Raw genomic sequence first — 12242 nt, 5'->3', positions numbered from 1 at the left:
ATCCGTTCTTAGGGATAATTAGTTTTTTAATCTTTCGTGAATTAACAAGTGATTTTTAGTGATCACCATTTCACCTTCTTTAACTCCTTTATCAAAATAAATCCAGTTGTTGTTTTTAAGCGTTGGATGAATTTCTCGGGTTTCGATCGTACAATCGTCTTTATAAATTAAAATGTAATCACGATTGTTATCAAAAATGGCGGCTTTTGCAGGAACAGCGGCTAACATTTCGCCACCAAGACTTTTGTCGATAATGATATCAGCGGTCATTCCGGGTTTTAGTTTTAGGTTCTGGTTGTCCATTACAATTCGGGCTTTTAAAACATGTTCATCAGCATCAAAAACTTTGGCCATCATTTTTATTTTTCCTTTAAAAATTTCTCCCGGATAAGCTGGTGTTGTAACATCTACCAACATATTTTCGCTTACATTTTTTAGATTACTGGTATATACATTAACCAAAACCCAGATTTCTTTCAGGTCAGAAATCGTAAAAAGAGGTTCGCTGCCATCTGTAATCTGCATTCCCGGACTAATGTTTTTGGCTACGATATAACCTTCTGTAGGGGCTTTTATCTGAAAAACTGATCTTTCGCTGCTGGCGCTAAACATGGCAAGATTAGCTCTAACATTTTCAAGAGAAGATTTTAATACATCTAATTCGCTTTGTGCCTGCATTAAATCTTTTTGAGAAGCGATTCCGTCCTCAAACATCGATTTGGTCGATTGTAAATTACGTTGTGCCACGGCAATTTGCGATTGAAACGATTTACTTTCAGATTGCATACTGTTTAGTTCCGTACTTTTTATTTCTGCCAGAACTTGTCCTTTTCTCACATAATCACCTAACGAGAAAGTCGTTTTGGTAATAATTCCTTCAACAAGACTGTTAAACTGAACTACGTGATCTGCGTTGTAAGTAATATTTCCGGTAAGGTTTATAGATTCGCTAACCGAACGTTTTTCTACCGGTTCGATTGTGATTTTTGTTTTTAAGTCTTTGTCGATACAAAATTTATCCTCTTTTGTATCTTTGATTTCTTCTTTTTTGCCACATCCGTAAACGAGCATTAACCCAAGTATCGGGAGTAAAATAAGTTTCTTCATTTTGTTTGTTATTATTTTTAGATCATTAGATTTTAATTGATTTCCTCGCCCGCGATATAGCGCAATTCTTCAAGGTTTTTGTTCAGGTCTTTTTTAGAATTAAGCAGGATCGATTTGTTGTCTAAATACGCATCAACAAAATCAAGATATTCTAACATGCTTGTGTTTCGCTGCATGAAGTTTTTGCGGTAACTTTCCAGCAGTTTATCCAGGTCAACTTCATAAGTTACATCAACACTTTCGTATAATTTTTTGGTTACAATTAAATCCTCGTAAGCTTGTAATACTTCGGCTTGTACGCTTATGGTTTTCTCCTCGGTAAGTAATTTTCCCTGATCAACGGCAATTTTTGCGGCTTTTATATTTCCCTGGTTTCTATTAAAAAACGGAAGATCTAAAGCAAAACCCAATCCCACGAAATCATTCATTGTACTCGCACCACGATCGTAACTAATACCAAGTGTAACATCTGGCGTACGCATTGCTTTTTCGTACTTGTATTTTTTATCGTTATAGTCATTTCCGAGTTTAATGACTTTCATATCAGGACGATTTTCTACCGCCGAAGCCATAAGATTGCCTAAATTGATATTGTCGATATTTTTATTGTCAGGAACAAAACCGTCATCGGTAAGTTTGATATAACTTGTTGCAGGCAAATTCATTAAAACCTTCAATTCTTTTTGTAGTGAATTGTTTTCTTTCTTTAAATCGCTGATTTCTTTCAGGAACTGTAGTTCAGATGCTTTTAGTCTGATGTATTCGCCACGTCCTACATTACCTTGCGCCACCTGATTGCTGTAAGCTTTAAGTAAAGTCTGCATCGACGAAAGTTGTTTTTTATAAACCGCTTCCTGAGCCTGCGTATATTGTAGTTCGGTTAGATTGCCTCTAAACTCGATTTTTAGATTACGCAAAAAAGTTTTAAAGTATTCTTTAGCGATATCAGCGCTAACTTTTTCCATGGCAATCAACTTTTTTCGTTTTCCTGCCGTTTGAACAAGTTGTTCTAATTCTGCGGTAACTTGTGTAGTTTTTCCAAAATTCCCCCATAAAGGCGGAACTTCCTGTGCCGTAGCATTGTGCCAAAGGTTAAGCTCACCAATTGTAAGCGTAGGATTGGGCCATAACTTGGCCTGAATAACCTGCGCATCGGCAATATCAATGTTTAGTTTTTCTGATATAATAGAAATATTCTTCTCGAGAAACAAAGCCTCGGCCTGTGTTCTGGAAAGTACAATTGTATCGTTTAGTGCAGCAGTTTGCGCCACACCTTTGTGCGATACAATAACGAGTAATGTTAAGAGTATACGTTTCAAATTAAGTTTGTTTTTAATATGTTGCAAAGCTATCTACAGCATATTAAACCCTAATTTGATGTGTGTTAGAAAGGAGTTAGAGTTACATTAGAAAACGATTAGAGTGGCGGAAATAATAAGGTTACCGTTGTTCCAACGTCTTTTTTAGATGTAATCGTAAAGTGAATATTATTTTGTTTAAAGATAATATTGGCCAAAGCAAGCCCCACGCCGCTGCCTTTTATATCATTCACATTTTTACCTCTGTAAAAAGTTTGTTTGATAAATTTTAAGTCGTCTTCGCTAATACCAGTTCCGTGATCTTCGATTACAATTTTAAGCTGATCTTCTTGTTGCAGCAAACTGATTTTGATAGGATTTCCGTTCGAGTATTTTACGGCATTTTCTATAATATTGTATAAGGCGATTTTAATTTCGTTGCTGTTTCCTTTTATCGAAAGCAGTTTGTCATTTGTAATCTCAATCGCAATTTGTATCTGAGAACCTTTTAACGGATAAACATCCGGCAATTGATCATTGATATCCCAAACCAATTCATCGACCCTGAAAATCTCATTCAGTTCTGTGTTATTGCGCAATCCCGAAAGCATCATGAGCGTGTTCATGGTACCTTCGATCTGATACACGTTTTCTAATACTTTTTCAGCCATTTGTTTGTATTCTGCACTTGTTCTGTCTTTTTGTGCAAATACTTCCAGGTTTCCGGAGATCGCGGTCAAAGGGGTTTTGAATTCGTGCGAAACATAATTAATGAAGTTCTTCTGAATGATAAAAGTATCCGATAAACGCTTAAACAAATTGTTGTACGTTTCGATCAATTCCTGAATATCATCTTTTGTATTGGGCGAAACAATATGGCGATCAAGCGACGAAGCTTCGATTTCGTTAACCTGATTGATGATGTGTTTTATCGGACTATACGCCAGATTCGAAAGCAAACGACTCACAATATATATCGTGATTAATCCGCTTATAAGTACCAGAATCATAATAATCATCAATCTGTTGGTAATGGTTTTAAATTCCTGATCGTTCTTTTTTACGAAAACAACAAAATCTCCCTGATTATCATGGTAAAAACTCCCAAAATAAAAATGATGATTCGATTTAAAATTCAGTTTTCGATTCTTGCGAATGTAATCCAGTCGTTGGGCATTTATATTTTTATCTATCGTTTTATCGCCGTAAACAATCTCATTTTTATTGTTGTAAACCCGGGATATAATTTCAAGTGAATTTTCGCGGAATTGCTGTCCAATTAATAAATGCTGATTTTGTGGCAATTCGTCTTTCTCAAGATAGAAAATACCCGTTAGCAAACAGGTTTTTTGAAGTTCATTAAAAATAATCTTTTCAGAATAACTGTAAAAAGAAAAATACGTAATAACAGAAGCAATGACAAAGACAACGCTAAACGTAAAAGAAGATATTAAGGTGAACCTATTGCGTATTTTCATGACTATTCTTTAAGCATATATCCCGTTCCTTTTATGGTATGGATAAATTTATGGTTTTGCTCGATTTTGTTTCTTAAATAAGAAATATATACATCGACAACATTCGTGTTATTGTCATAATTAATGCCCCAAACCGCATTTAAAATCTGAGTTCTTGACATCACCTTATTTCTGTTTTCTAATAAAAATAACAGCAGTTTGTATTCACGCGGAGACAAATCGATCAATATATCATTCTCAGTAACCTTATGTTCTTCGGGGTTTATGGCCAAACTTCCTAAAGTGTATAAAGTTTCTACCTTATCATAATTAAATTTAGTCCTGCGTGTCAACGCATTTACTCTCGAAATCAATTCTTTAAAATGAAAAGGCTTAACCAAATAATCATCAGCGCCAGAATCCAGCGCGTTTACCTTATCATCAGTATCGCTGAGTGCGCTAAGCATTAAAATTGGAGTATGAATTTTCTTGAAACGCATCATTTTAGTCAGCTGAATGCCATCAATTCCCGGAAGCATAATATCCATCAGGATAATATCCCAGGTATCGTGCTGAAGTAAATCTCTTGCAATCTCGCCCGTTTCGGCCAGATGCACCGTAAAATTGTTTTCTTCTAAACCTTTTATAATAAATTCGCTAATGCGTTTATCATCCTCAATGAGTAGAACATTCATAATCTAATGTTGTTATAATTGGTTTTTGTATTTGATCAGGCTATAAAGTTGAATTTCCTGAAGAATTGTATTTAAAGAGAAATTCAAAAATAACAATTAATTCTCGCAATCGCTGTTAAAATTGAATCTTGTAAGAAAAGAACAACTTAATTATCGCCCATAATAATCCTGATAGTCCCAAAACCTCAGAAAGAGAAAGCCTTCTATAATCTAGTTTTTATATCCCAATTGTCAACCTGAGCGTAGTCGAAGGCTTATGAAAATAAAACTTAAATAAATCCTTTTGGAATTTGGAATTTTAATATTTGGAATTTAAGTTTTTTTAGGAGCTATTTCCTGCTGTCCTTCCAAATCTTTTTCTTGCTAAAGGAGCAAGAAAAAGGATTTTCCCTCCCATCAGGGCTAGTCAGTTGTTCCATAAGAAGATTTTATTTTTTAAAGAAAAAAGCGCTTTCATTTTATACTAAGTAATTTAATTATTATTTGAGATTTCATCCTATAAAATAGTAATCCAAATTGACATTAATTTTATATAATTTCAGTTTGATTTTTAATAATAATTTGAAATTCAATTAATTAACTTTTATTAAAGAAAGGTTTAACATGCTCTGTTTTCGCTGGCTGTCTCAAATTACTAATTTTAGGTAAATCAAAATTAATAACGTTTTAAATACTTAAAATTATGAAAAAGAATATAGCCATATTAGCCACAAACGGTTTTGAAGAGTCAGAATTATCATCACCTAAAGCCTATCTAGAAGAGCAAGGTTGGAATGCAGATATTATTAGTTTGAAATCCGGAACTATCAAATCCTGGAAAGATGGTAATTGGAGCAAGGAATATAAAGTTGATGTAGTATTAGATCAGGCAAATGAAGCAGATTACGATGCTTTGGTTCTTCCTGGTGGAGTTATAAACCCTGATTTATTGAGAAGAGAAGAAGCCGCAGTAAATTTTGTACGCTCTTTTTTTGAAAGCAAAAAACCGGTAGCGGCTATTTGTCAATTTTGAATACTCCCATATTGAAAAGACATTTCATGATTATCAATTTTAATGTTTTCAAATAGTATTGTATCATATTTTTTATTTTGAGAAAATAAATTACTTACAAATAAAATTCCCCAAATTATATAATATTTTATCATAGTATTTAATATGGTGCTTTTGGTATATAATCAGATATAAAAATATCAATTAATTTACCATCATAAAAAGTAAAACACATATATCCTTTGCAATTAGGACGAAACAAAAGAACAGGAATAAATGCAGCTTTTGATAATGGTGTCGCATTAATTCCTTTAGCAAATTTGTATGAAGCAGGAAAATCTTTTTTGAATTGAACTAATTTATAATTATTTGATAATATTGTTTTTTTCTGATTAAATTTAATGATTAGTCTTTTTTTAGATTTTTCAAAATTAAAATAATGAATAAAAGCACTATCTTTTGTTATAAATAACATTATTTTTTTATTGGAAAAATCATGTAGTCCAATTTGATTTTTAGTTAATGGTATTTTTATTTTATCATTTGAGATGTCTTTTTTTTTCTCTATCTGTCCTAAATACTTTTCTAAAGAAGGCATTCTTTTTAATCCAAAATACAAATTATGATTGTTAAGAATAATATTTTCAAACTTTATTTGATCATATTTTTCATTTTGAGCAAACAAATTGCTAAAAATAAAAAACATCCATATTATATTATATTTTTTCATATTTATTTTAATTCTTTATAGAAAATGCTTGCGGCATGTGTTGCTAATATTTCAAAACAAGGGGTATATTTAAGTTTCTCTTTTTTGTTAACTATTTCGTATTCTTCTTTATAAATTATCAATTCTTTTAAATTATCAAGTTTGTTTTGATAATCTTTTTGTAATGATTCACTTGTTTTAGGATTATTAATTTTATCTTCTAATGTTTTTTTTACAGTTTTATGGAATGTTTGAGATAGATTTTTGGGGTCTGTTATCCCTTTTCTCTTACCATGCACCCTTTGTCTAAAATGATCTTCTTGCTTCCAATCTTTTTTAGCACTTCCTGTCAATACATCCACACCATCCCATGAATCTGCACCATTACTATAATCCTCACCTCCTATAAGTACATTAATAACTGCTGCTATTGCAGTTTGCATCGCTGTACCGTTTCTTTTTTCACTCTCTTTTTTTCTAAAAGATATTGCTCCAGCGCTATCTTTTCCATAAGCTATATTCTTAGAATGTTTATTATTTACATAAGCGATAGCAAATAATTCTAATTTAACATCTAAATTATATTCTAATGAGCATTCTCCATAAGCTATTGAAGCAGAGTTTATAAACTTTTCATTAGTTATATTTACCTCATTATCTTTTAATAATTTTGTATTGTTATATGTTAAAAGATCATTTCCGTTTTTGTCTTTTTGGATAGATTTCCCATCACAAACGTAAACATCATTTACGCTCCCTTCGAAATCGGGTTCATTTATTTTACCCTCGTAAGTGCCATCTTTATTATAAAAATGTCCATTTACATTTATGATGCGATCGTCGATAATTTCTAACGTCATATCCTGAAATCTTGTATCGCCATCGATCTCTGCTATATAAATTGTTCTTCTTCTAACAATATTGCTCATTAGTATATGTCTAAAATTTATTTTTCTTTTCGTTATTTCTTTTATCCATTAGGTCATGCCAATCGTTTTGATATGCTTTCCATTCCTCGCGGGTATAACTTTTACCTTCATGAATAACATGACTTTTATTTTTATTGTCCTGTTCTGGTTTTTGTTCTTTTGCTGTTTTTTCTATTGTATTTTTGGCAATAGTTCCAAATTCAATTTCTTCTTTCAGCTCCGCAAAACCCTTAGCATTTACAGTTCCGGTTAGTACTATTTCATTTATACCTTCATTTATTTCCTGCTCTTTAACTCCTTTTATTTTTACAGATATAGTATCTCCTTCTTGATAATTTCTTGTTTTTACTAAAAGACTTACTTTCTTTCCAACATTTACAGTTCTAATTTCTTCTTCCATTTCTTCACACATCCAGGTTGTACTAAGAATTTGTTTCTCTTTTATAGCTTCCATTGGCATTGTATCAATATCTGTTGGTACATTGCGTTGTCCACAATCTATAATTTGTATATCTGTACCGCCATAATTGCATTTTATGGTGCTTTTTTGAAGCAAGACATATTCTTCCTGAAATTTTACATTTCCTATATCTTTCCAGTTTCCCAATTGCATTACTGAGTTGCAAGGGCTGGAACTGTTGGGGCTTTTTTTGCAATTGCCCTTAAATAGTAGACTTGTTTGATCTTTTTCTTTTACAGTAGCCGTTCGCTTGCCTTGTATTGATGGTGTGTTGTAATTAACCTTTAGATCGCCTATAGGATTTGTACACAAATTACATTGCAGTTTTGCGGTATCAATAACAATTTTTAATGCATCTATGGCTTTATCTTCCTTTTTACGTTTTTCCCTGATCTGTTCTTTGCGTTCTTTTAATTGAGATCTTCGGTAATTAATGATGTTATCTTGTCTGCGCTCATTTATTTGATCTACGTTTTTGCTAATGTCAAAAATTTCATCTCGTTCTTTTTGCTCTCTTGCCATTCGTGCCCTAAACATTTTGTCGTAATGATCAGGATCACTGCTTCCTGGTCCAAACATATCTTTTAATAAGCTCAACCAACCCATAATGCATCGTATTTTATGTTCATGTTTTCATTTTCTATTTCAAAAAAACCTTCTTCTAATTGGTTATTTTTGGTATAATACCATTCGCCTTTGTATTTTTTTATTTTATTACTATCGGGAATAATATTCTGATGTTCATCATCGCTTTTCTGAGCAGTAATCAAAAATTGAGGTATATTCTTTTTAATGTATATTTCTTCAAGTAAAATAATATTGTCAAATTCCGCAACAGTAGTTTTTTGTTTTCTTGGAGCTTGATTAAGATCATTTTTTCCAAACAATCCATTAAAATATAATCCAAACATTTTTCTTGAATTCAAAAAAGAAATTACTTTTTCTTTCTCTTTCAAAATATTTGAAATAGTTTCAAAAAAAATATCTAATTCATACCCTAGATTATCTTTTTGTAGTTCTAATTTGGTGCTTTTCCAATGATTTTCTATCTCATTAAGATTAAAAATTTCAACAATTTCGCCTGTATTATTTACTCCAATTTCTAAATCATAAAAGATATAAGCGCTTTCTAATGATAATCGCTTATTGGCTATATTTTGATTGGAATCGAAAACGATATTACTTGTAAATACATCAAAAATTAGCAACTCTTTTTTTCTTCCTAAATATGTAATCTCTACTTCACGAATAAAACTTTTCTCGACTAAATGGGATTTATTAGATAAATCGGTTTTTTTTGTTGCAAATCGGTAGAATTGTGTTTGATTTAAGGGAGGTTCTAAATAGTGTTCATGCAAAAAATATTCTTCAGGTATCATAATATATATCTTTAAGATTTAATTACTCAATTCATCCAATATCAAAGGATTTATGTTATTATCTTTTTTTAATTTGATAATGTTTATTTTTTATGAATTTAAAAAGCAGAAAGATTATTGAGTGCCACAATAAGATATTAAACTAATAGAATAAGATTATAATTTGTGAATTAGCATAATTATTATTATTAATAATCAAGGCACAACTTGTAATGAGTCAAAATGTGGTAAGTATGCAAGCGTATTGTCCTGACATATAGGATTACAAATGCTAAAAAAAATATTTGAATAAAAGATTTTAAAAAACATAACCACAATATATGTCATGAGAGGAAGGGAGAAATCTTCGCAAGAAACTCCGCAACGAGAATCCAATCTTTGTCGAGCTTCTCACGGAGGTTTCTCCCTTCGCTCGAAATGACAATATTGGGTTTAATAGTTACTCAAAAAACAAAAACAAAAAAAAAGGACGGTACTAGATCAAGTATCGTCCTTTCAGATAAATTGTAATTTGTATTCTAAATGCGCCAGTTGCTCTGGCCGGCATAATATTAAGTCTATTTCTCTTCAATAATTTTATACCTTTTATCTTCAATAAATAATTCTTTAGGTTTTGCATTATCAGGAAATTCAAATAATACAATTCTATCAATTTCTTTTTTTGGTTTTATTTTGGTTTTCGTACCGGTAAAATAGGCCTGAAACTTCAAAAATCGATATAAACTATCCTGTTCTGTTGAAATGTAAACATTTTCGAAATCGAAAATGCAATCTTTTTCGCCCTCGTTTCTTAAAGTAAGTTTCAGTTTTACAAACTTCATTCCTTCTGCTGCTTCTATTGGCATTGAGATTATGGGACCATTTGGCGCACCTGGTCTCATATAATCTTCTGAAACTTTTCTAAATTTAATTTGTAAACCTTCAATACTACTACTTTCAATTTTAAATGCGGCGATGACAATGAATAGCATAAATAATGCTATCACTTTAATTTTTCTCATAATTTTTTGTTGTTTGTAAGTGCTTGATTCCATTAGTGTGAGTTAACGAAAAACAGGAGTTTAAAATGGTAATTATTTCTTTATGAATTTGTGTGTAAATTTTTTATTTGAAGAGTAAGCATTAATAATGTACATACCCGATTTTAAATGTTGTGTATTTATTTGAGTGGGATTTTTATCTTGTTCGGATATTATTTTTCCGTTAATATCTGTAATAACGGTTTTATCGATTGTATCTCCATTTGGAATCTCAAAATTAAGTATTGAGGTAACCGGGTTAGGATAAACAACTAATGTATTTGTTTTAGGTTTATTTATTGATAGGTTTTTTGAGGAAAGTTTTACTATCCAGCCATCTGCAGATCCATGATTATTGTTTATATCTCCATCATTTGAAAATGTATATCCAGCCATTATATAATTGCCATCAGTAGTTTGTTGTATAGAAGCCATCATATCAGAACTGCTTCCTCCAATAACCTTTTGCCATTCTAATGTTCCGGTGTCATTAATTTTTACAATCCATGTATCATTAGAGCCTTTATATTGTATAGGATCTGTATAAGTATAAGAATTTGCTACAATAATATAACCTCCATCCGTGCTTTGTAGAATGTCATTTCCTTCGGCGGTTGATGTACGACCATATACTTTTTGCCATTGAATATCTCCAATGCTGTTTAATTTTAAAACCCAAACATGATTGTCGTCAGGATCGAGATTATTTACATTTACCAGATCTCCATCAATTGATTTTGTACTACCTACAACTATAAAACCTCCATCATTAGTTTGCGAAATAGATTTGGTATAATCACTCTTTGATCCTCCATATGTTTTTTGCCATTCAATACTACCAATACTACTAAGTTTTACTATCCATGCATCATCATAGCCTTTGTTGACTGAAACATCACCATCATTTGATAAACTTGATCCGCAAAGGATAAAGCCTCCATCAGTAGTTTGTTTTATACTGTAAGCACCATCATCTTGAGTTCCGCCAAGAGATTTTGACCAAAGAATATTTCCTAAAGTATCTAGTTTTATTACCAGGACATCACTTTTGTTGGTAACATTATAACCGTGATTGCCACTAACATCTCCATCATTAGACGAACTATGTCCTGTAACGACATAATTGCCATCAATAGTTTGTATGATGCTATATAACCTCTCGCTTTGTATACCTCCTAAAGATTTTTGCCATTGTATTACACCTAGGGCATCTATTTTAATTATCCAAAAATCTCCGTTATTATAAGATCCGTGATTAAAAGTTGCGTCACCATCATTAGATTGAGAATATCCTGCAATAATGTATCCACCGTCAGTGGTTTGCTGAACAGAATCTGCAAAATCTTGTCTAGAACCTCCATATGTTTTTTGCCATTCGATTGCATAATTAGAGTTCAGTTTTAGAACCCAAACATCATTTTCTCCTTTATTTGTTGTTAGGTCCCCAACATTGTAATTTGAACTACCAACAGCAATATATCCTCCGTCTGAAGTTTGTTTGATACTACTAAAACCATCTGAACCAGTACCGCCAAAACACTTTTGCCATTCAATAGTGGGTTCTTGAGAATATGCATTAAATTGTAATAGAAATGAAATAAATAAAAGTAGTTTTTTTGTCATAGTTATAATGTTAGGCTTGATAGATCTTATTTCGTTATTTAATTTTAACGATTTGTTTGTGGTTTTTGATGATTTTTAAGACTTACAAATATATTTTATTTTGTAATAAAAGCATTGTTTAAATTATTGTTTGTTGTAAGGTGTATTATAACGAAAGAAACTCCGCAACGAGATTCCAATCTTTGTCGAGCTTCTTTTTGAGATTGCTTCGTTCCTCGCAATGACAAACCAGATCCAAATGCTGTTATGAAAATGATTGCCCTAGCCCCGATAGAAGTGGAAATCCTTTTGTGGCGGTGTTCGCCACAAAAGATTGTAGCGGATAGCTGGAAATAGCTCCTAACGAAATTAAATTATAATATATAAATTCCAAATTCCAAATTTTTTCTGTTTTGTTAACTGTTCGAATTTAGTTTTCATTAGCCTTCGACTACGCTCAGGATGACAATTGGGTAATTACAAAACTTTGCGCCTTTGCGTCTTTGCGAGATTAAAAAAAACTCTGCGAATCTCCGCGCCATTTTGCGAATCTCTGCGAAACTATAAAACAAAAAAAAGGACGATACTATATCAAG

The 12242-nt window shown here is 31.8% G+C and carries 10 protein-coding genes and 1 pseudogene; 1 reads left to right on the top strand and 10 read right to left on the bottom strand.

The window, feature by feature from the left end; translation table 11 throughout:
* Positions 1-18: 18 nt before the first annotated feature.
* The 4 genes from L0669_RS19310 to L0669_RS19295 form a co-directional block, all read right to left on the bottom strand.
* Positions 19-1107 (bottom strand): efflux RND transporter periplasmic adaptor subunit, encoded by a 1089-nt coding sequence (locus tag L0669_RS19310; RefSeq protein WP_263759496.1) that lies wholly within the window; start codon positions 1105-1107, stop codon positions 19-21.
* A 32-nt stretch (positions 1108-1139) separates the two neighbouring features.
* On the bottom strand, positions 1140-2426 hold the full coding sequence (locus tag L0669_RS19305) for a TolC family protein (protein WP_263759494.1): 1287 nt from the start codon (positions 2424-2426) through the stop codon (positions 1140-1142).
* A gap of 98 nt (positions 2427-2524) precedes the next feature.
* Complete coding sequence (locus tag L0669_RS19300) at positions 2525-3883, bottom strand: sensor histidine kinase (protein ID WP_173970023.1); 1359 nt, start codon at positions 3881-3883, stop codon at positions 2525-2527.
* 2 nt (positions 3884-3885) lie between these two features.
* Positions 3886-4557, bottom strand: coding sequence for a response regulator transcription factor (locus L0669_RS19295; protein ID WP_173970024.1), 672 nt, complete (start codon positions 4555-4557; stop codon positions 3886-3888).
* A 682-nt stretch (positions 4558-5239) separates the two neighbouring features.
* On the opposite strand from L0669_RS19295, the pseudogene L0669_RS19290 reads away from it, so the two are divergent.
* Positions 5240-5560, top strand: a pseudogene (locus tag L0669_RS19290) (DJ-1/PfpI family protein); the annotation flags it as partial.
* Between the two features lie 148 nt (positions 5561-5708).
* On the opposite strand, the gene L0669_RS19285 reads toward L0669_RS19290, so the two are convergent.
* From L0669_RS19285 to L0669_RS19260, 6 genes are all read right to left on the bottom strand, one after another.
* A complete protein-coding gene (locus L0669_RS19285) occupies positions 5709-6278 on the bottom strand; it encodes a hypothetical protein (protein WP_263759493.1) in 570 nt (189 codons plus the stop codon).
* Positions 6279-6280: 2 nt separating this feature from the next.
* A complete protein-coding gene (locus tag L0669_RS19280; protein WP_263759491.1) occupies positions 6281-7186 on the bottom strand; it encodes a hypothetical protein in 906 nt (301 codons plus the stop codon).
* A gap of 10 nt (positions 7187-7196) precedes the next feature.
* Positions 7197-8252: a DUF4280 domain-containing protein gene (locus L0669_RS19275; RefSeq protein WP_263759490.1), complete on the bottom strand. Its 1056-nt coding sequence runs from the start codon at positions 8250-8252 to the stop codon at positions 7197-7199.
* A complete protein-coding gene (locus L0669_RS19270) occupies positions 8240-9025 on the bottom strand; it encodes a hypothetical protein (RefSeq protein ID WP_263759489.1) in 786 nt (261 codons plus the stop codon). Before L0669_RS19270 ends, L0669_RS19275 begins: the two co-directional genes overlap by 13 nt.
* A 557-nt stretch (positions 9026-9582) precedes the next feature.
* Complete coding sequence (locus L0669_RS19265) at positions 9583-10026, bottom strand: hypothetical protein (RefSeq protein ID WP_263759488.1); 444 nt, start codon at positions 10024-10026, stop codon at positions 9583-9585.
* A gap of 72 nt (positions 10027-10098) precedes the next feature.
* Complete coding sequence (locus tag L0669_RS19260; protein WP_263759487.1) at positions 10099-11667, bottom strand: T9SS type A sorting domain-containing protein; 1569 nt, start codon at positions 11665-11667, stop codon at positions 10099-10101.
* Positions 11668-12242 lie beyond the last annotated feature (575 nt).

The sequence above is a fragment of the Flavobacterium bizetiae genome, assembly GCF_024271895.1.
Classification (GTDB): Bacteria; Bacteroidota; Bacteroidia; order Flavobacteriales; family Flavobacteriaceae; genus Flavobacterium; species Flavobacterium bizetiae.
Note: the sequence above shows the minus strand (reverse complement) of the source record. Positions and strands in the feature narration are given on the sequence as shown.